Source organism: Comamonas koreensis (assembly GCF_014076495.1).
GTDB classification, from domain to species: Bacteria; Pseudomonadota; Gammaproteobacteria; order Burkholderiales; family Burkholderiaceae_C; genus Comamonas; species Comamonas squillarum.
Window position 1 is genome coordinate 1,990,425 of sequence record NZ_CP043575.1, and the last position, 24,307, is coordinate 2,014,731.

A 24,307-nucleotide genomic window follows, 5' to 3' on the forward strand; every position below is an offset into this window, starting at 1 on the left:
GGGGCGGGTGCTGGAGGTGCTCGGCAATCAGGTCACCGCATGGATGCGGTTGAACTCGGGCTTTTGCCATTCGCCCGATTCCAGCACCTGGCGCAGGTGCTCGACCGCGTTCCACACGTCTTCAAAACGGGTGTAGAGGGGGGTGAAGCCAAAGCGCAGAATGTCCTTGTGCGGGCCGTTGCCGCCGTCGCCCTTGCGGAAGTCACCGATGACGCCCCGGGCAATCAACGCCTGCACGATGGCGTAGGCGCCGCTGCCCTGGCCGTCCACGCCCGCGCCGTCGTCGCGCGTCAGGCACACCTGCGAGCCGCGCGCAAAGATATCGCGCGGCGTGGCCAGGCCCAGGCCGTAACCGGCGCAGCGGGTCTCCACCAGCTCGATGAACAGGTCGGTCAGCGCGATGGACTTGCGGCGCAGCGCCGTCATGCCGCCGTATTTCTCGGCTTCGGTAAAGATGTCCAGGCCGCACTGCAGCGCCGACAGCGCAATCATCGGCTGGGTGCCGCACATATAGCGGCGGATGCCGGCAGCTGGCTGGTAGTCGCTGGTAAAGGCAAACTGCTCGGCATGGCCAAACCAGCCCGACAGCGGCTGCCAGAACTTGTCGGTATGGCGCGCATGCACCCAGACAAAGGCCGGGGCGCCGGGGCCGCCATTGAGGTATTTGTAGCTGCAGCCCACCGCGTAGTCGGCGTTGGCGGCGTTCAGGTCCACCGGCACGGCGCCGGCGGCATGGGCCAGGTCCCAGACGGTCAGCACGCCCTGCGCATGCGCATCGCGCGTGACCTGGGTCATGTCGTGCATATGGCCGGTGCGGTAGTTCACGTGGCTGAGCAGCAGCACGGCGACGTCGGTGGTCAGGCAAGCGGGCAGCTCTTCGGGCTCGATCAGCACCAGCTCCAGGTTGTGCTGCTTGCACAGTGACTCGGCGATGTACAGATCGGTGGGGAAGTTGCTGCGCTCGCTGATGACCTTGGTGCGCGGCGCCGGGTCGGAGAACTCCTGCTGCGACAGGCGGATGGCCGCGCTCAGCACCTTGTAGAGGTTGACCGAGGTCGTGTCGGTGAACACGACTTCGCCGGGCTTGGCGCCTATCCAGGGCGCAAACTGGTCGCCCAAACGTTGGGGCAGGTCGATCCAGCCGGCATCGTTCCAGCTGCGGATGAGGCCCTGGCCCCATTCACGCTGCACCACATCGGCCACGCGCGCGGCCGTGGCCTTGGGCAGCGGGCCCAGCGAGTTGCCGTCCAGGTAGATCACGCCGTCGGGCAGGTCGAACAGATCGCGCAGCGGTGCCAGCGGCTCTTGCTGGTCAACGTCGCGGCAGGCTTCCAAGGTGGTCATGGCTATGTCTCTTTGTCAATGGTGGCGGGCAGGCGCTGGTGGGCCAGGCGCCTGCCGCAAGGGATGGGGTGGTTCAGACCGAGGCCTGATTGTAGGTGCCGGGCAGCGCGCGCAGCACGGCGCGCACCGGCGAGGCATCGGCCTGCACGAGCTTGAGCGGCAGCGCGATCAGCTCGTAATCGCCCTCGGGCACGGCGTCCAGCACCAGGTTCTCCAGCACACGCATGTCGTGGCGGCGCACGGTCTGGTGGCTGGGCAGGGCCTTGCTGTCGGCCGGGTCGATGCTGGCGGTGTCAATGCCGATCAGGCGCACGCCCAGCGCAGCCAGACGCTCCACGGTCTCGGCCGCGTAGCCGGTGAGGCCCGCATCCCACTGGGTTTGCGGCATCTGGTGGTAGGTGCGCACCAAAACGCGCGCAGGCAGGGCGTCGCTTATCGCGTGTTCGATGTGCTGCCACTCGATCAGCGGGCCGCAGCCAATCGCATGGACCACGCGGCAGCGGCCCAGGTAGGGCGCCAGATCAACCTGGCCGATGGTCGCGCCATCGGGGGCGTAGTGCAGCGGCGCATCGGCGTGGGCCCCTGCATGCGGGGTGCTGGTGATGCTGGCCACATTGACCGGACAGCCCGGCCCGATGCTGGCCACCCATTGCTGCTGGTAGGGCGTGTCGCCGGGGAACACCGGCATGCCGACGTAGACGGGCGGCGAGATGTCCCACAGGGTTGGCGCGGAGTGAGGCGTGTTTGGCATAGCTATGCAATGTATCAGCGCTTGCGGTACCAGATTAGGTAGACGGCGGTCATTACCAGCAGCATGGGCACGCCGATCAAGGTGGTCATGTGGAACACATCGGTGAAATACGTGGTGATGATGACGGCCAGCATCAGCACCGCGCCCAGCAGGGTTAGCACCGGAAAGCCCCACATGCGGAACTGCAGGCGCTCGCCCGGATGCTCGCGCTGCCAGCGGCGGCGGAAGAAGAGGTGGGTGACAAACACCATGAACCAGGCAAACATGGCGCCGAACATCGAGATCGACATCATCAGGGTGAGCGACTCCTCGGGCTTGAGCACGTTGAGCACCATGGCGACCGCCATGCCCAGGCAGGAGATCGCAATTGCGCCCATCGGCACGCCCCGGCTGTTGACCTTGCCCAGCGCCGCCGGCGCATAGCCGCCGCGCGAGAGGCTGAACATCATGCGCGAGGTGACATAGAGCTGCGCATTCATTGCCGAGAGGCTGGCGACGAGCACCACAAAATTGAGCACGCTCGCCGCGCCGGGAATGCCGACGATCTCCATCACCTTGACGAAGGGGCTCTTGTCGGTGCTGGCATGGCTCCAGGGCACGATGGCCAGCATCAAAGCCAGCGACAGCAGGTAGAACAGCACCAGGCGCAGCACCGTGGTCTTGAACGCCGAGGTCACCGCCTGGCGCGGGTTCTGCGCCTCACCGGCGGCAATCGCGATCGACTCCAGGCTGAGGTAGCTGAAGATGGCGATGATCACCCCCACCCAGGTGCCCCACCAGCCATTGGGGAAAAAGCCCCGGTCCGCGGTGTAGTTGGAAAAACCCACACCTTCGGGCCGCGAGCCGAACACCACATAGGCGCCGATCAGGATAAAGGCCACGATGGCCACGACCTTGACCATGGAGAACACATACTCCATCTGCCCAAAGGCCTTGACGCTGGTGGCATTGACGGCCGCCAGCACGACCGAGAACAGCGCCACCCAGACCCATTGCTCCACCTCGGGGAACCAGTACTTCATGTACTTGCCAACCGCGGTGACCTCCATGCCCACCGCCAGCACCACGGCCGCCCAGTAGGCATAGCGCACCACAAAGCCGGCCAGCGGGCTGAGGTAGTGCTCGGCATAGGCGCCAAACGAGCCGCTGGTCGGGTGCGCGACGGTCATCTCGGCGAGGCACCCCATCAGCAAGAGGCCAATGAGCGCGCCGATGGCGTAGCTGATGAGCACGCTGGGCCCGGCAAAGCCGATGGCAAAAGCGCTGCCCATGAAGAGGCCGGTGCCGATGGCGCCGCCAATGGCGATCATCGTCATTTGGGCTGCAGTGAGTTGCTGCAGCAGCCCGCGTTCGCGGCGGGCAATCGATTCAAAAGGGGACACGGGTTTTTGCTTGTTGTGGCTGGGGTGGCGCTGGGGCGGCTTTGCGGGCCGCTGGTGCGCGGGGAAGGTGGGGATTTTAGGATTTGTGGGAAATCCATGTCGCTTGTTTGTGCCATGGCTGTTAGATGGGCATTTATCTTTGCAAGTTATTGCTGGCCGGGTTTCGCCCCGGCGGGCGAGGTACTTTTCTTGCGCTGCCAAGAAAAGTACCCAAAAGAAGGCTGCCCCTGCTGCTTGCGACCCTTCGCTTTGCGAAGGGCAACCTGTGTCGTGGCGTTTGCGGGGTGTGCCGCGAAACTCACTACGCGCCGTAGGCGCTCCGTTCAAACAGACGCGGCAAGCTAGTTGACGATGCACTGGCACTCTGCGGTGCCAGCGCCACCCCGCAAACACCACGCCCCAGGCGCATGCAAAAGGGGGAGGGCGAACACCCCAGCAGTCAAATACCATTAGGCCATCGCTGCGCTCGGCCGGGTTTGGGTGCCGAGCGCAGCGATGGCACACGTCTGCTCAGTTTCCCTTCTGAATGCGCCGAGGAGCACAGGGTATGGGCTGGGCAGTTGCACCGCAGAGTGCAACTGCATCGTGAACTGGCTCACCGCGTCTGTTTGAACGGAGCGCCTCTGGCGCGTAGTGAGTTTCGCGGTGCAGCCCATACCCGAGCACCACAGGTTGCCCGTAGCGAAGCGAAGGGACGCAGTCAGCAGGGCGACCTTCTTTTGGGTACTTTTCTTCGGCCGGCGATCCGGGGTCGCCAAGAAAAGTACCTCGCCCGCCGGGCGAAATCTGGCCAGCAAAATTCAATCAAACAGCAGTCGCTAAAAAGTATCAATAAAGCAGAGCAGCCAGCTCAACGAGCACCACAAACCACATCCCAACTCAACCCAAACTTCTGCAAATACTTGCGCAACCGATCCGCATCATTGACCACCGCCCGCTGCGCCCGCGAAGCCTGAAACAACTGCCTCCCCGCTTCTGACAAACTGCCAGATGAACGACACACCCGCACCACTGACGCCAACTGCATCCGGTCAAACAAATCCATGGCCTCGATGGCATCGCCAGGCAACAAGGCCTCCAGCGCTACTTCAGCAGAACCATCGACAGACGAGGCCACAGCCTCCGGCCGCTGCCACAGCCACTGCAAGCGCCTAATCTCCGCCTCCACCTGATCCTCGGTGATACGACCACTGGTCGACAAGGTGGCCAGCCGCGTCACGCTCGCGTGCAGATCGCGAAAATTGCCGCTCCACAGCGCTTGCGGGCTCTGGGCGAACTGCAGGTAGCGTTTGCGCGCCTCGGCGTTGAAGCGCTCGGTGCGGTGGGTTTGCTGGGCATGCTGCACCAGCAGGTGGTCGATGTTGGGCTCGATGTCTTCGCTGCGCTGGGCCAGGCCGGGCAGGTTGTAGGTCCAGAGGTTGATGCGGGCAAACAGGTCTTCGCGAAAGCGGCCGGCGCTCACCTCCAGGCGCAGGTCGCGATTGGTGCCTGCGATCAGCTGGAAGTCGCTGCTCACCTCCTTGTCCGAGCCCATGGGATAAAAGCGCTTTTCCTCGATCGCCATCAGCAGCATGGCCTGCTCGTCAGCGCCCAGCTCGCCGATTTCGTCGAGAAACAGCAGGCCCTGGTCTGCGGTGCGCAGCAGGCCGGCGCGCTCGGTGGCAGCGCCGGTGAACGCCCCTTTCTTGTGGCCGAACAAGGTGCTGGCGGCGCTGTCGCCGCGCAAGGTGGCGCAGTTCACTTCGACAAAGGCGCCGCTGAGCTGGTGGCGTGCCTTTTTCAGCTCGTACATGCGGCGCGCCAGGAAGGACTTGCCCGCGCCCGTAGGCCCCACCAGCAGCATGGGCGCCTGCGAGCGGCCTGCCACCTGCTCGATCTCGGCGATCAGCTGGTTGAAACGCGGGTTGCGGGTGGGGATGTGGCTTTTGAGAAAGGCCACCGCATCCTGCTGGGCCTGCGCATGGCGGGTGGCCAGCGCGTCGTAGCGCGACAGGTCCAGGTCGATCAGCGCATAGTTGCCCGCCGCGCCATCGATCTGCCGCTTGGGCGGCGAGGCCTGCAGGATCACGCCGGGGATCGTGCGCGATTCGGCCAGCAAAAACAGGCAGATCTGCGCCACATGGGTGCCCGTGGTGATGTTGAGCCAGTACTGGGCCTGGTCGCTGTCGAAGTGGTAGCTGCTGGTCCAGTCGTAGAGCGCGCCATAGACCTCTTCAAAGTCCCAGGGGTCGTGGATCGGCAGCTCCACCAGGTGGACTTCGGTCTCGGGGCTCACGGTGGCGATGTCCTTTTGCACCAGCCGCGCCAGGTCCACATGCGCGCACGTGTAGAGCAGCTCCATGCGGGCCACCACCATGTCCTCATGCTGCGTGATGGCCACCGAGGGGCGCCATTTGCTCCAGCGGCCTGCGCCGCGGCCACTGTCGAGCTGGGTGCCGAGAAAGCCGATGACGGTGATGGGTTTCATGCGAGTGCGATCTTGAAGACGATTCCATATTCTAAATAGATTAGATAAAAAGATAAAAATAGCGAGACGATGGTGAAGTGGGAATTGGTGGTGGTATGAAAATTTATATTTAAATCAATAAGTTAATTTCGTGCGAGTGCTGGATATAAAAGTTGGCACGCTTTTGGCAATAAACCTAACAAGCGCCACGTGGCGTGCGTTGGGGAAAGCAGAGCAGGGTCTCTGCTTTCCCGAGGCGTTGAATGAACAAGAAAGAAGAACACCATGGTCAACCTGCAACTGTTTCAAACCTACAAGGGCTCCCAGCTGGCAACGGCGGATGCCACCAACCAATCGGGTATGGCGGCCTATGCATTTGGCCCGCAGCACCAGCTGGCGCAAATGGCGCTGACCGGTTGCCTGGGCCAGACTTTTTATGCCAGCCCGCAGGACCAGCTCTCGCAACTGATGGACGTGCTGGCCAAGGTCGAAGCGCCTTTTATTGCCAAGACGGCCATCTATGCCCGTGAGCGTGGCTATATGAAGGACATGCCTGCCACCTTGGCGGCGGTGCTGGCCGTGCGTGATGTCGAGCTGCTGGCACAGATCTTTCCCCGCGTGGTGGACAACGGCAAGATGCTGCGCAATTTTGTGCAAATCCTGCGCAGCGGAGTGCTGGGGCGCAAGTCGCTCGGCACCCGGCCCAAGAAGCTGGTGCAGCAGTGGTTGCTGACGGCGACGGAAAAGCAGTTGCTCAACGCCGCCATCGGTAACCAGCCCTCGCTCGCCGATGTGGTCAAGATGGTGCACCCCAAGCCCCAGGAGGCCTGGCGCGCCGCTTGGTTTGCCTGGCTGATTGGCAAGTCGTATGACGAAGCCAGCCTGCCACCCATCACCTTGGCGTTCGAGCGCTTCAAGCGTGCCGTGGCCCAGGGCCAGATGCCCGAGCAGGTGCCGGAGGTGCCGTTCCAGATGCTGACCGCGCTGGGCCTGGGTGCGCAGCAATGGGCGCAGATTGCAAGCCAGGGTTCGTGGCAGATGCTGCGGCAGAACCTGAACACCTTGGCACGCCATGGTGTGTTCGAGCTGCCTGGTATGGCTGAGCGCGTGGCCGCCAAGCTGCAGGATGCGGCAGCCGTGGCCAAGGCCCGTGCCATGCCTTACCAGCTGCTGGCGGCCTACCAGGCTGCGGGCCAGCAGGTGCCGGCTGCCGTGGCAGAGGCGCTGCAGGATGCGATGGAGCTGGCAACGGCCAACGTGCCGCAATTTGCGGGCCGGGTCGCCGTCTGCCCTGATGTCTCTGGTTCCATGCACTCGTCGGTGACGGGTTACCGGGCCGGTGCCACCAGCGCGGTGCGCTGCATCGATGTGGCTGGCCTGATGGCGGCTGCCGTGCTGCGCAAGAACCGCGAGGCGCGCGTGCTTCCCTTTGAATGCAAGGTGGTGCCGCTGTCGCTCAACGGCCGTGATTCGGTGATGACCAATGCCAGCCGCCTGGCGGCTGTGGGCGGAGGCGGTACGAATTGCAGTGCGCCGCTCAAGCTGCTGGCCGATGAAAAGGCGGCCGTGGACCTGGTGATCCTGGTCTCGGACAACGAGTCCTGGGTGGATGGCAAGCGCTCGGGTGCGACGGAGACGATGCAGCAATGGGCGCGCATCAAGCAACGCAACCCCGCTGCCAAGCTGGTGTGTATTGACATCCAGCCGTATGCGACGACGCAGGCGCAGGAGCGTGCCGATATCTTGAATATCGGTGGTTTCAGCGATGCGGTATTTGATGTGGTGGCCCGTTTTGCCGAAGGCAAGCTGGGTGCCGCACATTGGGTGGGCGAGATCGAGCAGATCGTGCTGCCCGCCCAGTAAGCTGTGTTTTATCTGCTGTTGGCGAATGCCGGTGTGACTATATTCCAAAACTGTTGCGTCACACCACCTTCTGGTCGCCAACGGTGGATACCGACAATGAATAAGGTTTAAAAGGTTTGGGTGGCTTGCGGCGAATGCCGGTGAAATTACAGCCTTTAACGCTCGAGGGAGCAGGTTCGAGTCCTGCCAACGCAAGTTGTAGCTCATGGGTAGAGCACGAAAAATATTTCACCTTTTTAGTCGCTGCAGGTGGCCCATCTGTACAAGATTTTTGGTTTGCGCGAATGCTGGCAAGACTACATCCGGAACGCCGGGGGTTCGAATCCTCAGCCGGGAAACCGGTGTGGCAGTTGTCTTGCCGACCCTGGTCGCGCTTTTGTTGGGATAGTGTTTTTGGGAAGGTTTGCATCGCTGGCTGCGAATGCCGGTGGAACTACATTGGAATCCGGCGATGCGGGTTGGAATCCCGCCAGGTTCTTTGAACCTGTAGCTCAGTGCCTGAGCTCCGGAAGTGTTTCACCAAACCCTGGTCGCAGCCCAGAGGTGCTCACCGTGTCACCCCTACCAAGTCATCGCTGTCATACAGCGGTGTGAAGATAAAGAAGAGAGCTAAGAGATGTCGCAATACAACGAAATGCAAGTGCCTAATGGCGTGCCCGTGAAGATGTGGACCAATGGCGTGCCGGTCGAGGCCGAAGCGCAGAACCAGCTGGCCAATATCTCGCGCCTGCCGGTGGTGTTCAAGCACGTGGCGGTGATGCCTGATGTCCACTTGGGGATTGGTGCCACCATCGGCTCGGTGGTGCCTACGCTCAAGGCCATCATCCCGGCGGCGGTGGGGGTGGACCTGGGTTGCGGAATGATGGCCTGCAAGACCACGTTGACGGCCAGCGATCTGCCCGACAACCTGGCGCCGATCCGCGCTGCGATCGAGCGGGCAGTGCCGGTGGGGATGACGCCCAAGCGCTATGGCCGCGACAAGGGAAGCTGGGAGACGCCGCCTGAGGAAACCGATGCCGCCTGGACGGGCCTGGTCAAGGAGTTCGACGAGATCTGCGAAGCGCACCCGCGCATGAAGAACACCAACAACTACAAGCACCTGGGAACCCTGGGGTCCGGTAACCACTTCATCGAAGTCTGCCTGGACGAGAACCAAGCCGTGTGGATCATGCTGCATTCGGGCTCGCGCGGGGTGGGAAACGCCATTGGCACCCACTTCATCGAGCTGGCCAAGAAGGATGCCGAGCTGCACCAGCGCAACCTGCCCGATAAGGACCTGGCCTACTTTGAAGAAGGCGCCGCCTACTTTGGCGACTATGTCAAAGCGGTGGGTTGGGCGCAGAAGTTTGCGCGTGCCAACCGCGAGGTGATGATGGTTCGCGTGATCCATGCCTTGAAGAAGGTGATCAGCAAACCGTTCGAGACGCACCTGGAAGCGGTGAACTGCCACCACAACTATGTGCAACGCGAGACGCACTTTGGCCAGGAGGTGTTTGTGACCCGCAAGGGCGCGGTGAGCGCACGCCAGGGTGAGCTGGGCATCATCCCGGGAAGCATGGGGGTCAAGAGCTTTATCGTGCGCGGTAAAGGCAACCCCGAGAGCTTCAACAGCTGCAGCCACGGTGCCGGTCGCACGATGAGCCGGACCAAGGCCAAGAAGCTGTTCACCGTCGAGGACCAGATGCGCGCCACCGAAGGCGTGGAATGCCGCAAGGACGCCGAGGTGATCGACGAGATCCCCATGGCCTACAAGGATATCGACGCGGTGATGGCGGCGCAAAGCGACCTGGTGGAGGTGGTGTACACGCTCAAGCAGGTGGTGTGTGTGAAGGGGTAAAAAGGGGGCGGCCATGGGGCCGCAACCCTGAGGAGAAGGGTGATGAAGAGCAATAAGCAACGTCGACACGAGATCAAGCAGCGCCGTTGGGCGCGCATGGAGGCGCAGCGTGAAGCAGCGTTACGCCCAGCCATGCCGCATGGCGCCTTGGCTGCTGATGTGCAGCGCCTTGAACTGATCCACGGCGCGCCTTTTTGGCTCCCCGGTTACTACGTCGATATCAGCTACCGCTGCTGTGATTGCGGCGCCGCCTGTGTCTGGACCGCGCAGGACCAGAAATGGTGGTACGAGCAAGTGCAAGGCAGCCTGTATGCCAGTGCCAGCCGCTGCAAGGACTGCCGTGCGCGGCACCGCGCCTGGCGCCAAAGCCATTGCGATGCGGCCGAGATGGCAGCCTTGCGTGCGCTATGGCGTGCCCGCCCCGATGCGTCTGCCCGTGCCCGTGTGTATGCCGCCTTGCAGTCCAAGGCGCCGGATCTGCGCAGCCTGGCAGCGCAGGCCCTCGCCTGGTGGTGGGTGCAGTTTGGTGACAAGCCCGCGCATGCGCAGCTGGAGGCGCTGAGCCTGGAGCGCAGCTGGGCGCCGCGTATCGACCGCATCTTGCGGCGCCAGGTAGAGCTGCGTCCCGGTGTGCATCGCGTCTGCCGAGTAGTGGCCTATCCCCGCGTGACCATGGGCGCTGCGCTGTCCGGTCACTGAGCCAGCGCAGGTAAATCAGAAGAAGAAAACAGAGAGAGGGAAACGATTCCAATGCAAATCGCAAGCCAATCCATAGAAAAGGGCCTGGTCGAGATCGACGGCTCGCAAGGCGAGGGCGGTGGCCAGATGCTGCGCACGGCGCTGGCGCTGTCGGTCATCACGCAAAGGCCGCTGGCGATGCACAGCATCCGGGCCAGGCGCTCCAAGCCGGGGCTGATGCGCCAGCACCTGGCCTGTGTGCAGGCCGCGCAGACCATCAGCGATGCGCAGCTGTCGCCCATCGCTGCGGGCGTGACGGAGCTGCAGTTTGCGCCGGTGACGCTCAAGGCCGGGGACTACCGCTTCCCGATCTCGGGCGCGGGCAGCGCCATGCTGGTGCTGCAGACGGTGCTGCCGGCGCTGCTGATGGCCGATGGCGCGAGCACGGTGCAGCTGGCGGGCGGCACGCACAACCCGCTGGCGCCCAATTTCCACTTCATTGAACGCGCCTATGCGCCCTTGGTGGCGCGCATGGGGGCAGGCCTGGATATGCGGCTGCGCCGCTTTGGTTTTTACCCGGCGGGTGGTGGCGAGGCGCTGGCCTGCATCAGCCCGGCAGCGCAGGGTTTGCAGCCTTTTGACCTGCTGGCGCGCGGCATGCTGCAGCATGTGTCGGTGGAGGCGGTCTGCGCGGCCGTGCCGCGCGGCGTTGCGATGCGCGAGTTTGATGAGCTGGCGCGGCTGACCGGTTGGGACCGGCGCGCGATGGAGCTGCTGCCGGTGGACCAGGAGGAAGGCCCGGGCAATCTGCTGCAGGCCACCTTGCGCTATGACCATGTCACCGAGCTGTTCTGGTGCCTGGGCGCGCATGGCGTCTCGTCCGAAGCGGTGGCGCGCAAGCTCTGCCAGGACCTGCGCGATTACCAGAAAAAGCCCGATGCTGCCGTTTGTGCCTACCTGGCCGACCAGCTCTTGCTGCTGCAGGCGCTGGCCGTGTGGCAAAGCGGCCAGCCCGCTGCCTTTAGCTGCAGCGAGGCCAGCGCGCACCTGTACAGCAATATGGCGGTGATTGCGCAGTTTCTGCCGCTGCGCATGTCGATTGAAACAGCCAGTGCGCCCGTGGTGCGGATCGCTCCGCTCTAGCGCCGCTGTAGCGCAACGCATCGGGCGGTGGGGGGCTGGCTAGTACAGCCCGCCTTCCAGCGCCGGCATACCATGGCGCAGGCGTGCCTTGTTGCAGGCCTCGCTGCCGGCGGCAAACTCCCGGCAGGGCGAGGGGCGCCATTCATAAATGCCGCAGGCGGCTTGCTGGCCGATGGTGCCGGTCAAGGCCGCGCAGCGCGGGCGGGCATAGTCGGTGCCGCGCATGCGGCTGGTGGTGTCGTTGACCTCTTCGGCCAGGCCCGAGGGCACACGCCCCCCGTTGCTGTCGCATTCATGGACCGAAAAATCAACGCGAAAGCTGGCGCAGCAGGCGCCGCAACTGAGGCAGGGATGGGACATGGGGCATGGGCGTTGTTTGGCGGCTATTGTAGTTTTGCGCCGCTGAACGCCACAAAAAAGCCCGCTGGGTGAGCGGGCTCGGGTGGGCACGGCGAGTGCCAAACTTATTTGGCGGCCAGCGCTTGCTTGATCCAGCCATCAAACTTGGCCTGGTTGTTCTTGATCCAGCTGTCCACATGGCGCTGGATATCGGCAGTCTTGTTTTCGCCGTTGCGCATCAGCAGGTTCTGGGCGGTGATGTCTTCAATGGGCACCTGCATGGTGGCAAACAGCTTGGCGGCGGCCGGGTTGGCGTCGGTCCATTTTTTGTTCGCGAGGATGTACTGGTTGTTCACTTTGAAGCCATAGTTCTTGCCGTTGGGCAGGCGGGTGTCGTCATCGCCCTTGGCATTGGGGATATTGGGCACCTGCAGCCAGACGACATCCTGGCCGGGCTTGAGCACGCCGTTGACCCAGTAGGGGGTCCAGACATAGTAGAGCACCGGCTTGCCCGATTGGTAGCGGGCGATGGTGTCGGCAATCAGCGCCGCATAGTTGCCCTGGCGGTGGGTCACGCTGCCTTCCAGGCCCAGGCCCTTGAGGTGCTTGTTGATCGCCAGCTCGCAGCCCCAACCGGGGTTGCAGCCGGTCAGATCGGCCTTGCCATCGCCATCGGTGTCAAACAGCCTGGCGATCTTGGGGTCCTTGAGCTGCATGATGTCGGTGATCTTGTACTTCTCGGCCGTGGCTTTGTCGATCAGGTAGCCCTGGGCTGCATTGGTCGAGAACATGCCCTCACGGTAGAAGACCTTGGCGCCGCCATTGCGCTCATAAAACTCCTGGTGCAGCGGAATCCAGTGGTTGGCCATAAAGGTGGCATCGCCCTGGCCGACCACCACGTGCTCGGTGCCGTTCTCCAGCCCCTTGGGGTCCTTGACGGTGTAGCCCAGCTTTTCCAGCGCGCGCGAGACGATCAGGGTCTGGAACATCTCTTCATCCACGGTGCCCAGCAGCGGCAGCACATCCTTGCCCTTGCCGGGCAGGTCTTGCGCCTGGGCGAAGGGCCCCCAGGCCATCAAGGAGATGGCGGCGGCGCAGGCCAGGTGGATGGGGCGATTGAAGCGGTTTTTATCAGTCATGGTCTTCTCCTTGGATGGATACGCGATGCACCAGAGGTGCACCGAGAGGGAACATGGGCAGCCCTGGGGCAAGACGGCGCCCGGGCCGGCCGGTGGTGCCGGGTGGTCTGTGTGCAGCTTGCGGGGGGCTTGGGGCGGGGCAGCGCTGGCGCTGCAGCGGTGGGCATGGCGGCATGCCCCTGGGGGAAGGCACCGGCCCGGCAAGATCCTGCCAGGCTGGTGTTGCCAGCTGGCTTATTGCGCCTTGGCGGCGTCCAGCGCCGTCTTGATCCAGCCGTCAAACTCGGCCTGGTGGGCCTTGATCCAGCCGTCGGCATGGCGCTCGATATCGGCAGGCTTGTTCTGGCCGTCCTTCATCGCCAGGTTCTGCGCGTTGATGTCCGCGACCGGCAGCTTCATGATTGCAAACAGCTTGGCGGCCGCTGGGTTGGCTTCGGCGAACTTCTTGTTGGCGACGATCTTCTGGGTGTTGAGCGGGAAGCCGTAGTTCTTGCCGTTGGGCAGCGCAGTCTTCAGATCGGCCTGGTTGCCGGGCAGTGCGGTGAACGGCACTTGCAGCCAGACAACATCACGGCCAGGGCGCAGCTCGGCGCTGACCCAGTATGGCGTCCAGGTGTAGTAGAGGATGGGCTTGCCGGACTTGTAGCGGGCGATGGTGTCGGCCATCAGCGCGGCATAGGTGCCTTGCACATGGGTGACGGTATCGCGCAGCTTGTAGGCAGTCAGCTGATGCTCGATTGCGCCTTCGCAGCCCCAGCCGGGGGTGCAGCCGGTCAGGTCGGCCTTGCCGTCCCCGTCGGTGTCAAACAGCTTGGCAATCTTGGGGTCCTTGAGCTGCTCGATATTGGTGATCTTGTGCTCATCGGCGGTCTTCTTGTCGATCAGATAGCCCTGCACGGCGCTGGTCGAGTACTCGCCTTCGCGGTAGAGCTTGTCGGCGCCGCCGGCATTCTTGTAGAAGTCGGCCTGCAGCGGATCCCAGTGGTCGGCCATGTAGGTGGCGTCGCCGTTGCCGATCGCCACGTGGGCGGTGGCATATTCCACTTCGCGGATGGGCTGCACGTCATAGCCGAGCTTTTGCATGGCCTTGTTGACCAACAGGGTCTGGAAGGTTTCTTCGGCGATCGAGCTTTGCAGCGGCTGGACCTTGATGTCCTTGCCGGGCAGGTCCTGGGCCATCGCATGGCCGGCGGCGGCGAGGCCAGCGGCCAGCAAGCTGGTGGTCAGCAGGCTTTTGACCAGGCGGGTGGGGGCGGCGAAGGCCTGCCAGGAATGGGCGGTGGATGTCATGGATGCTCCTTGTTTGGGGTTCGGCGGGCACGCGCTGCGTGCCGCCGATCAATGCACAAATGGGGGGCCAAGAGGGCGAGCAGGGCAGCCTTGGCCAACGGGTGTGGGCTGCCCCGCCTGGGCTTAGGCGGCAGGTACGGCGTCCTGGCCGGGCTGCGTGGCTGCCTGTGCCTGCTTTTGGGCCGCTGCCTGGGGCAGGGGCTTGGGCGCAGGGCTGGCTTCAGGCTTGTGCAGGGCGCGGGCGATGAGGCCGGCCGGGCCGGTCTGCCACCAGTGGCGCACGCCGCGGCGTGGCTGGCCCATGGCCTGGGTGATGCGGTCGAGCAAAATAGCCAGCAGCACAATGCCCAGGCCGCCAACAGTGGCCAGGCCCATGTCCAGGCGGCCAATACCGCGCAGCACCATCTGGCCCAGGCCGCCCACGGCGATCATCGAGGCAATCACCACCATCGACAGCGACAGCATCAGCGACTGGTTGATACCGGCCATGATCGAGGGCATGGACAGCGGCAGCTGCACCTTCCACAGCAATTGCAGTGGCGAGGCGCCATAGGCACGGCTCGCTTCGATCAGGTCAGGCCGGACCTGGCGGATACCCAGGTTGGTCAGGCGCACCAGCGGTGGCAGTGCAAACACGATGGTCACCACAACGCCTGGCACATTGCCAATGCCAAACAGCATCACCACCGGCACCAGGTAGACGAAGGCCGGGGTGGTCTGCATGGCGTCCAGCACCGGGCGGAAGAACTTCTGCGCCCGGTCGCTGCTGGCCAGCAAGATGCCCAGCGGCAGACCGATGATGATGCAGAAGGCCAGCGAGGTCAGCACCAGCGACAGGGTGACCATGGCTTCGTGCCAGATGCCCAGCATGCCGATGATCAGCAGCGACACCACGGCCCCAATGGCCAGGGCGCCGCCGGCAAATTGCCAGGCGATCAGCGCCAGGATCGCCACCATCGCGAGCATCGGGATGGCGGTCAGAAAATGCTCCACACCGGTGAGCGTGGCGTCAATCGGCGCGCGCACGGTCTGGAAGAAGGGGCGGAAATTGGCCACCACCCAGGTCAGGCCACTGTTGATCCAGTCCTGCACCGGCAGGCTGCCGTCCCAGAGCTGGCTCAGGTGGAAACCGCTGTCATGGGCGGCCTGCGCATGCTGCGCTGCGGCCTGGGCGGCATCCGCGGTCTGGCCCACGGCGTCGGGGCCGCCCAGCCAGTCGGTGTTGCCCGAGACATTGCCCACGGCAACCCAGGGGTCGTCCACCGGTGCGGCCTGGGCGGGTGCTGCTGCCGCGTCAGTAGCGTCGGTGGAGGTCCATGCGGTGGCCGCGCTCGAGCTGGTCGATGCGGTATCGGCCCAAGGGTCGGCAGCGGCAGTGTTCTGGGCGATGGTCAGCGTGTTGTCGGTACTCATGCGGCACTCCTGTTGTCGTTGTTGCCGGTATTGGCGGCGTCAGCGGCAGCGGCCTCGGTGGCCGCTTGCATGGCGATCACCGCAGGGTCGGTGGGCGGCACGGGCGGCGTGTCGCGGTCCAAGAAGCGCAGCAGGGTGTTCTTGCTAATCGCGCCGACAAAGCGCCCATCGGCACGCAGCACCGGCAGCGGGCAGGGGGCCTGCGCGACCTGGCCAAACAGGTCGGCCACCAGCGCGTCTTCGGCAATGGGCTCGACCTTGTCCAGGTAGGCATGCTGCAGACCCAACGGGCCGACATGGCCTTTCAAGGCATTGCGCAGGGATTCGGTCGAGACAGTGCCCAGGTACTGCTTGCGGGGCGAGACGACATAGGCGAAATCCCGGTCTTCGTCCTGCAGCAGCTGCATGGCGGCGCGGGCGCCGCGCTGGTCGCTTTCCTTGACGACGGTGATGGCGCGGCGCGCGATATCGGCGGCCTTGAACACGGCTGCGGCATCCACGCCCTGGATAAAGGCGCGCACGTAGTCGTTGGCAGGGTTGCGCAAAATATCGTCGGGCGTGCCGACCTGCTGGACCATGCCGTCCTTCATGATGGCAATGCGGTCGCCGATGCGCATCGCTTCGTCCAGATCATGCGAGATGAAGACGATGGTGCGGCGCTTGATCTCCTGCAGGCGCATCAGCTCGGACTGCATCTCCGTGCGGATAATGGGGTCGAGCGCCGAGAAGGCCTCGTCCATCAGCAGGATCGAGGGGTCCGATGCCAGCGCCCGGGCCAGGCCCACGCGCTGCTGCATGCCGCCCGAGAGCTCATCGGGGTAGCTCGCGCCCCAGCCGGCCAGGCCCACCTGCTCGAGCGCTTGCTCGGCAGCGGTGAGGCGCTCTTCGCGGGCCACGCCGGCCAACTCCAGGCCGAACGCGGTGTTCTCCACCACGGTGAGGTGGGGCATCAGTGCAAAGGACTGGAACACCATCGAGATGTCCTTGCGGCGCAGTGCGCGCAGCTTGCTGTCGGACAGTTGGTTGATGTCCTGGCCATCGACGACGATGGCGCCGCTGGTGGGCTCGATCAGGCGGTTGAGCATGCGCACCAGCGTGGACTTGCCCGAGCCCGACAGGCCCATCACGACAAAGATTTCACCGGCTTCGATCGTGAAGTTGGCGTCAAACACGCCGATGGAGTTGCCGGTCTTCTCCATGACTTCTTGTTTGGTGGCGCCTTTGCGCACCAGCTCGAGCGCGGCTTTTGGGGAATCTCCGAACACCTTGAAGACGTGCTCGATACGGATTTGTTTGGCCATGTGTGGCTCCTCCCTAAGTTGTAGTGGCTACAACGCTGAAGACGCCCATGAAGGGCGTCGTCCAGCACGGGACCGTCAATCTCTCAACCCTGATGCCGATAGCTGCGCCTGGCTGTCGAAGCGACAACCATGGCAAGCCCTCGTGGGGTGGGCAGGCCACGCAATGTGACCAACAATTTCTGCCTGTACCGGGCGTGCATGCCAGCAGCGATGGGCTCCAGGGTCGAGCCGGGTACAGGGTCTCTCGTGCGCATTGAAACCCGATGGTTTCAATCACGCGAGCGCGGCGGACACTGTAAAAAGGCCACCACGCCGGGGCATCAGGGCCGGGAATATTCCGGCCTGTTGACGGACTTTGGCGCGACGCCAAAGACCCGACGGAGACGATCCGCACCTGTCAGAAAGGCACGGATTACCTGCGTTGCAGGTTGTAAAACATCCTTTAAGTATACGTATTGGAAATATAGAAGTCAAAAAAAGCGGGTTTCATCCGGGCGAATTTGGCGTTCTACACGGCCATTTGCAGCATCTGATTTCTGGATTGCTACTTTTTTAATAGCAATAAAAAACCAAATATGGTCGGATCAAGCGGTCAGGACTTTGCATGAACATGAAACATATAGTTTCAATTTTATGCGGAGCCATTGCCGAAAAGACCCCAATTTTAGCAATTGCGAACCGATCGCGTTGCTTGTGCTATGGATGCTGTCTTTTAAGGGTAAATGACTGCTGATATCTGAAAACCAAAGGTTGCCTTGTAGGAATTTCTCGCCAATACGGATCTCCAAAGCGCCCATGAAAAAGCCCCGCACGGGGGCGGGGCTGGAGGGGGCGCGAAGCGGCTGATGGATCAGTGACTGTCCTTGTGTGCAGGGCCTGCTGGGTGCAGGATGCGGTCGGTCCAGGCGATGGCCAGCGCAGACAGCAGGAACACCACATGGATGATGGTCTGCCACATCAGCACCTTCTCGCTGTAATTGGGTGCATTGATAAAGGTCTTGAGCAGGTGAATGGAGCTGATGCCGATGATCGACAGGCCCAGCTTGACCTTGAGCACCGAGGCGTTGACATGGCCCAGCCATTCGGGCTGGTCCGGGTGGCGGTTGAGGTGCATGCGGCTGACAAAGGTCTCGTAGCCGCCGACGATGACCATGATCAGCAGGTTGGAGATCATCACCACATCGATGAGACCGAGCACCACCAGCATGATGATGGTCTCGTTGAGCGCCGTGATCTGGACATCGGGCGAATATCCCACCGAGGTGACGAGGATGCGCAGCGCAGTATCGCTGCCAAAGGCCGCTTCAACCAGGTGCAGCAGCTCGACCAGGAAATGCCAGACATACACCAGCTGGGCAACGATCAGGCCCAGGTAGAGCGGCAGCTGCAGCCAGCGGCTGGCAAAAATCAGCGCCGGCAAGGGGCGCAAAGGAGCATTTTGAGGGAGAGACATGGTGGAGGGGGTAGTGGAGAGAGTGCCCTGCAGCAGGTTTGGAATCTGTGTTTCGGCCGTCCATCGCTGAGGTCCGTGCCAGCCTGTCCGGATGCTGGCTCAGCGCGTGCGGAAATGCCGCTAAAAAGAGCGTCGCGCATTGTAGCCAGCGCCCTGCGTCTGCAGTGTGGCGATTGGGAAAATTCCTCGCCTGGATCGGGTGGTTGGTTTTGTCTATCGCAAGCGGTGGCAGGCAGTGGAGCCTTGTCAGATGCCTGTAAGTGCGCCGGTCCACAGTAGCAGCGATTTTCATACCTACAATGTTTGCAAAGGAGACCCACCCATGACAGCCCCAGCCCAAGGAACCATTGAATCCGTTCTGGTCGAAAACCGCGTATTTCCCCCACCGGCCAGCCTGTCTGCCACGGCCCGCGTCGGCAGCATGGAGGCCTATGAGGCGCTGTGCGCCGAGGCCGAGTCCGACTTTGAAGGCTTTTGGGCCCAACGTGCCCGCGAGCATGTGCAGTGGACCAAGCCCTTCACCGAAGTGCTGGACCAGAGCACGCCGCCATTCTTCAAGTGGTTCCAGGATGGTGAGTTGAACGTCAGCGCCAACTGCCTCGACAAGCACATCGGCACGCCGGTGGAGAGCAAGACAGCGATCATCTTTGAAGCTGATGATGGCCAGGTGACCAAGATCACTTACCGTGAGCTGCTGGACAAGGTCAGTGCCTTTGCCAATGCGCTCAAGGCCCAGGGCGTGCAAAAGGGCGACCGGGTCCTCATCTATATGCCGATGACCGTCGAGGGCATTGTGGCGATGCAGGCCTGCGCGCGCATTGGTGCGACCCACTCGGTGGTGTTTGGCGGCTTCTCGGCCAAGGCGGTCAATGAGCGCGTCATCGACGCCGGCGCGGTGCTTATCGTCACCGCCAACTACCAGATGCGCGGCGGCAAGGAGTTGCCGCTGAAGGCCATTGTCGACGACGCACTGGCCATGGGGGGCTGCGACACCGTCAAGAAAGTGCTGGTGTTTGAACGCACCCAGACAGCCTGGAACAAGGTGGACGGCCGGGATGTGAGCTTTGGTGAGGCGCTGGCCGGCCAAAGCAAGGAATGTGCACCAGTGGCCGTCCATGCCGAGCATCCGCTCTTCATTCTGTACACCAGCGGTTCCACCGGCAAGCCCAAGGGCGTACAGCACGCCAGCGGCGGCTACATCCTTTGGGCCAAGATGACGATGGAGTGGACCTTTGATCTAAAGCCCAGCGATGTGTTCTGGTGCACGGCCGATATCGGCTGGATCACCGGTCACACCTATATTGCCTACGGCCCGCTGGCCGCTGGCGCGACCCAGGTGGTGTTCGAGGGCGTGCCGACCTTCCCCAATGCCGGGCGCTTCTGGCAGATGATCGAGCGCCATGGCGTCTCCATCTTCTACACCGCGCCCACGGCGATCCGCTCGCTGATCAAGGCTGCTGACTCGGACGACAAGGTGCACCCGCGCAACTGGAACCTCAGCAGCCTGCGCATTCTGGGATCGGTGGGCGAGCCCATCAACCCCGAAGCCTGGATGTGGTACTACCGCAATATCGGTGGCGAGCGCTGCCCGATTGTCGATACCTTCTGGCAGACGGAAAACGGCGGCCATGTGATCACGCCGCTGCCGGGCGCGACGCCGCTGGTGCCGGGCTCCTGCACCTTGCCGCTGCCGGGCATCATGGCCCAGATCGTCGACGAGACCGGCAAGGAGCTGCCCAACGGCACCGGCGGTATCCTCGTGATCAGCAAGCCCTGGCCGTCGATGATCCGCACGATCTGGAACGACCCCGAGCGCTTCAAGAAAGCCTATTTCCCCGAAGAGATGGGCGGCAGCATCTACCTGGCCGGCGACGGCGCGGTGCGCGATGCCAAGACCGGGTACTTCCGCATCACCGGCCGTATTGACGATGTGCTCAACGTCTCGGGCCACCGCATGGGCACGATGGAGATCGAGTCGGCCCTGGTGTCCAAGACCGACCTGGTGGCCGAGGCGGCCGTGGTGGGCCGGCCCGATGACATGACGGGCGAGGCGATCTGCGCCTTTGTGGTGCTCAAGCGCTCGCGCCCCACCGGCGACGAAGCCAAGCAGATTGCCAAGGAGCTGCGCGACTGGGTGGCCAAGGAGATCGGCCCGATTGCCAAGCCCAAGGACATCCGCTTTGGCGACAACCTGCCCAAGACCCGCTCGGGCAAGATCATGCGCCGCCTGTTGCGCTCGATCGCCAAAGGCGAGGCGATCACGCAGGACACCTCCACCTTGGAGAACCCGGCGATCCTCGACCAGTTGTCCGATACCCACTGATCGGTAAATGTCAACAAATGGCGCGCTGGATCCTTCCAGTGCGCCAAGCTGTTGTTAAAGCTGAAGAACTGGTAAGAAATTGCCAGCATTGGCTGACAAGCGCTGGTGCATAGATCGTGCTATGGTCTATGCATTCCACTCTTGCCATCAAAATCCACTATGCGCAGCATTCTTCTTCTCATCATCGCCGTGCTCATCGGCGGCCTGGCGGCCCTCAACTGGCAGGTGCTGTCCACCCCATCGGAAGTCAACCTGGGCCTCACGACCATCCACGCCCCGCTGGGAGTGCTGATGCTGGCGCTGACGGTGCTGCTGTGCGTGATCTTCGTTGCCTATGTGCTGTCCTTGCAGGGATCGGTCATGCTGGAGGCGCGCCGCCACAACAAGGAGATGACGGCCCAACGCGAGCTGGCAGACAAGGCCGAGGCATCACGCTTTACCGAGCTGCGCCAGGTGCTGGAGAGCCAGCATGCTGCCGGCCAGTCGGCACTGCTGGCCCGCCTGGCAGAGCTGGAAGCCCACCTGGTGGCCCGTGCCCAGGAGTCGGACAACAGCAATGCCGCTTACCTGGGCCAGATTGAAGACCGCATGCGCCATGTCGAGCCGCCGCGCAATACGTTCTAAAGGACGCACTTGCGCAGCCAGCAAAAAACCACCTCGCGAGGTGGTTTTTTCATCGGAGTGGGCCAGCAGGCCCGACCTGCATGCGAGGCGCTCTTTACTTGAGGGTCAGTACCCAGTCGGCCAGCTTCTTGGCATCGGCTTCGCTGACCTGGGTGTTGGCGGGCATGGGCACGGGGCCCCAGACGCCGGCGCTGCCCTTGATGATCTTCTGGGCCAGCATGTTGGATGCGCCGGGCTGGCCTGCAAACTTGGCGCCAATATCTTTGAATGCGGGGCCCACCACTTTCTTGTCGACCGAATGGCAAGCCATGCAGTTCTTGGATTGGGCCAATGCCTGATCAGCCCACGCAGGTGCGCTGGCCGACAAGGCCAGTGCCGTGGCAATCAGAATACGGTTCATCGTGTTATCTCCTTAGCGCATGAGGTACATTAATTCTAATGGCTCGCTGCGTAAGACTGCGGGGGCGCCAGTATGTTCCACAAGTTTGCATTCTTTACGGGCTTTACGCCACCGACATACAAGGGGCCAAAGCGGATGGAGAGACCATGTATTTTCTGATCCTGGGGATCATTCTGCTGTTGTTGAAGTACCTGGAGATAGGCCCGGTTGCGGCCTGGTCCTGGACTGCTGTGCTGGCGCCCTTTGGGCTGGCTGCGCTGTGGTGGGCCTGGGCCGACTGGTCGGGTTACACCAAGCGCAAGGCGATGGAGCAGGAGGTGCTGAAAAAAGAGCGCCGCCTGCAAAAATCCAAAGAAGCGCTGGGCCAATCGGCCCGCCGGCGCCGCTGACAGCGGCTGCTGGGGCACCAACCGCCGAGCAGGCGGTTTTTTTCTGCCCGGGCGCTGCCCCTACGGCCGTTACTGGCTGGAACCCGAGTGTCTCCGTCATTTGCCCAGCTGCGCGATAATCATCGCTCACATCGGCGTGCACTCAAGAGGTTCTCGCCAACTTGCCTGCTGGCCCTGGCGTATATCCAGGCCCGCACTATGCAAGACAGGCCGCATTCTTATTGTTTACTGATTCGTACACCACGATGCCCGCATACCGTTCCAAAACCTCTACCGCCGGTCGCAACATGGCTGGTGCCCGCTCCTTGTGGCGTGCCACCGGCATGAAAGACGACGATTTCTCCAAGCCCATCATTGCGGTGGTGAACTCCTTTACCCAGTTCGTTCCAGGCCATGTGCACCTCAAGGACCTGGGCCAGCTCGTCGCCCGCGAGATCGAAGCGGCAGGCGGCGTGGCCAAGGAGTTCAACACCATTGCCGTCGATGACGGCATTGCGATGGGCCACGACGGCATGCTGTACTCGCTGCCCAGCCGCGAAGTGATTGCCGATTCGGTCGAATACATGGTCAATGCGCACTGCGCCGATGCCATGGTCTGCATCTCCAACTGCGACAAGATCACCCCCGGCATGCTGATGGCTGCGATGCGCCTCAATATCCCCGTGGTGTTTGTCTCGGGCGGCCCGATGGAAGCGGGCAAGGTGCGCCTGGCCGTGCCGGCGGCTGACGGCAGCAAGACCATCCAGATCAAGAAGCTCGACCTGGTCGACGCGATGGTGATGGCCGCTGACAGCAATGTGAGCGATGCCGATGTGGCCGAAGTCGAGCGCTCGGCCTGCCCGACCTGCGGCTCCTGCTCGGGCATGTTCACCGCCAACTCGATGAACTGCCTGGCCGAAGCGCTGGGCCTGGCCCTGCCAGGCAATGGCACTGTGGTGGCCACCCACTCGGACCGCGAGCAACTGTTCAAGCGCGCAGGCCGCCTGATCGTGGAGCTGGCCAAGCGCTACTACGAGCAAGACGAAGCGACCCTGCTGCCACGCGCTGTTGGCATCAAGGCCTTCGAGAACGCGATGACCTTGGACATCGCGATGGGTGGCTCGACCAACACCATCCTGCATTTGCTGGCGATTGCGCAAGAGGCGGACATCGATTTCACGATGACCGACATCGACCGCATGTCACGCACCGTGCCGCAGCTGTGCAAGGTGGCGCCCAATACCAACAAGTACCACATCGAAGACGTGCACCGTGCCGGTGGCATCATGGCCATCCTGGGTGAGCTCGACCGCGCCGGCAAGCTGCACACCGATGTGCCCACCGTGCATGCCAAGACCATGAAGGACGCGCTGGACCAGTGGGACATCGTGCGTACCGAAGACGAGGCCGTGCGCACCTTCTACATGGCGGGTCCTGCCGGCATCCCCACCCAGGTGGCTTTCAGCCAAAGCACGCGCTGGCCCAGCCTGGATCTGGACCGCGCCGAAGGCTGCATCCGCTCCTACGACCATGCCTTCTCCAAAGAAGGCGGCCTGGCCGTGCTGCGCGGCAATATCGCGCTGGACGGCTGCGTGGTCAAGACCGCCGGTGTCGATGACTCGATCCTGGTGTTCGAAGGCTCGGCCCATGTGGTCGAGTCGCAGGACGAGGCGGTGGAAAACATCCTGAGCGACAAGGTCAAGGCCGGTGATGTCGTGATCGTGCGCTACGAAGGCCCCAAGGGCGGCCCCGGCATGCAGGAAATGCTCTACCCGACCAGCTATATCAAGTCCAAGGGCCTGGGCAAGTCCTGCGCACTGCTGACCGATGGCCGCTTCTCGGGCGGTACCTCGGGCCTGTCGATTGGCCACTGCTCGCCAGAGGCAGCGGCTGGCGGCGCGATTGGCCTGGTGCAAAACGGCGACCGTATCCTCATCGACATCCCCAACCGCACGATCAATGCGCTGGTGAGCGACGAGGAATTTGCCAAGCGCCGCGAAGCGCAAGATGCGCTGGGCTGGAAGCCTGCCAAGCCCCGTCCGCGCAAGGTGTCCACCGCTTTGAAGGCCTATGCCAAGCTGGTGACCTCGGCCGACAAGGGCGCAGTGCGCGATATCTCGCTGCTGGACTGAGCGTGCTTCGCCTTCCATGAAGAACCGCCCCAGGCGCAAGCCCGGGGCGGTTTTTTCATGAGGCCATTGGGGGCATAGGGG

Annotated in this window: 19 protein-coding genes; 8 read left to right on the forward strand and 11 right to left on the reverse strand. The window is 63.0% G+C overall.

Features of this window, described 5'->3' with window-relative positions:
* Nucleotides 1-27 precede the first annotated feature (27 nt).
* The 4 genes from kynU to rtcR all read right to left on the reverse strand — a co-directional run bounded on the left by kynU (nt 28) and on the right by rtcR (nt 5,944).
* Nucleotides 28-1,344, reverse strand: coding sequence for a kynureninase (gene kynU / locus F0Q04_RS08895; RefSeq protein ID WP_116924879.1), 1,317 nt, complete (start codon nt 1,342-1,344; stop codon nt 28-30).
* Nucleotides 1,345-1,417: 73 nt separating this feature from the next.
* Complete coding sequence (kynB, locus tag F0Q04_RS08900; RefSeq protein WP_182345205.1) at nt 1,418-2,095, reverse strand: arylformamidase; 678 nt, start codon at nt 2,093-2,095, stop codon at nt 1,418-1,420.
* Nucleotides 2,096-2,109: 14 nt separating this feature from the next.
* On the reverse strand, nt 2,110-3,477 hold the full coding sequence (locus tag F0Q04_RS08905) for an amino acid permease (protein WP_021027717.1): 1,368 nt from the start codon (nt 3,475-3,477) through the stop codon (nt 2,110-2,112).
* An 850-nt stretch (nt 3,478-4,327) separates the two neighbouring features.
* Nucleotides 4,328-5,944 carry an RNA repair transcriptional activator RtcR gene (gene rtcR / locus F0Q04_RS08910; protein WP_116927230.1) on the reverse strand — a complete coding sequence of 539 codons (1,617 nt, stop codon included), beginning with the start codon at nt 5,942-5,944 and terminating at the stop codon, nt 4,328-4,330.
* Between the two features lie 264 nt (nt 5,945-6,208).
* On the opposite strand from rtcR, the gene F0Q04_RS08915 reads away from it, so the two are divergent.
* The 4 genes from F0Q04_RS08915 (at nt 6,209) to rtcA (ending at nt 11,444) form a co-directional block, all read left to right on the forward strand.
* Nucleotides 6,209-7,786, forward strand: a complete 1,578-nt coding sequence (locus F0Q04_RS08915; RefSeq protein WP_182345206.1) for a vWA domain-containing protein — start codon at nt 6,209-6,211, stop codon at nt 7,784-7,786.
* A 616-nt stretch (nt 7,787-8,402) separates the two neighbouring features.
* The gene (locus F0Q04_RS08920) at nt 8,403-9,623 is read left to right on the forward strand and encodes an RtcB family protein (protein WP_182345207.1); all 1,221 of its coding nucleotides are present in this window, start codon (nt 8,403-8,405) and stop codon (nt 9,621-9,623) included.
* 42 nt (nt 9,624-9,665) lie between these two features.
* On the forward strand, nt 9,666-10,322 hold the full coding sequence (locus F0Q04_RS08925; RefSeq protein WP_182345208.1) for a zinc-ribbon domain containing protein: 657 nt from the start codon (nt 9,666-9,668) through the stop codon (nt 10,320-10,322).
* A 51-nt stretch (nt 10,323-10,373) separates the two neighbouring features.
* Entirely contained in the window at nt 10,374-11,444 is a 1,071-nt protein-coding gene (rtcA, locus tag F0Q04_RS08930) for an RNA 3'-terminal phosphate cyclase (protein ID WP_232539559.1), read from the forward strand.
* Nucleotides 11,445-11,483: 39 nt separating this feature from the next.
* On the opposite strand, the gene F0Q04_RS08935 is transcribed toward rtcA, so the two are convergent.
* From F0Q04_RS08935 to F0Q04_RS08960, 6 genes are all read right to left on the reverse strand, one after another.
* A complete protein-coding gene (locus F0Q04_RS08935; RefSeq protein ID WP_182345209.1) occupies nt 11,484-11,804 on the reverse strand; it encodes a YkgJ family cysteine cluster protein in 321 nt (106 codons plus the stop codon).
* Nucleotides 11,805-11,908: 104 nt separating this feature from the next.
* Nucleotides 11,909-12,922: a glycine betaine/L-proline ABC transporter substrate-binding protein ProX gene (gene proX / locus F0Q04_RS08940; RefSeq protein ID WP_182345210.1), complete on the reverse strand. Its 1,014-nt coding sequence runs from the start codon at nt 12,920-12,922 to the stop codon at nt 11,909-11,911.
* Between the two features lie 234 nt (nt 12,923-13,156).
* Nucleotides 13,157-14,212, reverse strand: coding sequence for a glycine betaine/L-proline ABC transporter substrate-binding protein ProX (gene proX / locus F0Q04_RS08945; RefSeq protein WP_182345211.1), 1,056 nt, complete (start codon nt 14,210-14,212; stop codon nt 13,157-13,159).
* A gap of 123 nt (nt 14,213-14,335) precedes the next feature.
* Nucleotides 14,336-15,625, reverse strand: a complete 1,290-nt coding sequence (gene proW / locus F0Q04_RS08950) for a glycine betaine/L-proline ABC transporter permease ProW (protein WP_116927238.1) — start codon at nt 15,623-15,625, stop codon at nt 14,336-14,338.
* A complete protein-coding gene (proV, locus tag F0Q04_RS08955; protein WP_182345212.1) occupies nt 15,622-16,926 on the reverse strand; it encodes a glycine betaine/L-proline ABC transporter ATP-binding protein ProV in 1,305 nt (434 codons plus the stop codon). The genes proW and proV overlap by 4 nt, the downstream gene beginning before the upstream one ends.
* An 850-nt stretch (nt 16,927-17,776) precedes the next feature.
* Nucleotides 17,777-18,379 carry a TIGR00645 family protein gene (locus F0Q04_RS08960; RefSeq protein WP_027011086.1) on the reverse strand — a complete coding sequence of 201 codons (603 nt, stop codon included), beginning with the start codon at nt 18,377-18,379 and terminating at the stop codon, nt 17,777-17,779.
* A gap of 322 nt (nt 18,380-18,701) precedes the next feature.
* Between F0Q04_RS08960 and acs the strand changes: the two genes are divergently transcribed.
* Entirely contained in the window at nt 18,702-20,702 is a 2,001-nt protein-coding gene (gene acs / locus F0Q04_RS08965; protein WP_182345213.1) for an acetate--CoA ligase, read from the forward strand.
* Nucleotides 20,703-20,861: 159 nt separating this feature from the next.
* A complete protein-coding gene (locus F0Q04_RS08970) occupies nt 20,862-21,326 on the forward strand; it encodes a LapA family protein (RefSeq protein WP_116927241.1) in 465 nt (154 codons plus the stop codon).
* A gap of 94 nt (nt 21,327-21,420) precedes the next feature.
* Here F0Q04_RS08970 and F0Q04_RS08975 read toward each other — a convergent pair whose 3' ends face one another.
* Nucleotides 21,421-21,726: a c-type cytochrome gene (locus F0Q04_RS08975; RefSeq protein ID WP_021027702.1), complete on the reverse strand. Its 306-nt coding sequence runs from the start codon at nt 21,724-21,726 to the stop codon at nt 21,421-21,423.
* Between the two features lie 146 nt (nt 21,727-21,872).
* On the opposite strand from F0Q04_RS08975, the gene F0Q04_RS08980 reads away from it, so the two are divergent.
* A complete protein-coding gene (locus F0Q04_RS08980) occupies nt 21,873-22,115 on the forward strand; it encodes a TIGR04438 family Trp-rich protein (RefSeq protein ID WP_021027701.1) in 243 nt (80 codons plus the stop codon).
* Nucleotides 22,116-22,360: 245 nt separating this feature from the next.
* A complete protein-coding gene (gene ilvD / locus F0Q04_RS08985; protein ID WP_116927242.1) occupies nt 22,361-24,226 on the forward strand; it encodes a dihydroxy-acid dehydratase in 1,866 nt (621 codons plus the stop codon).
* The last annotated feature ends 81 nt before the right edge of the window (nt 24,227-24,307 follow it).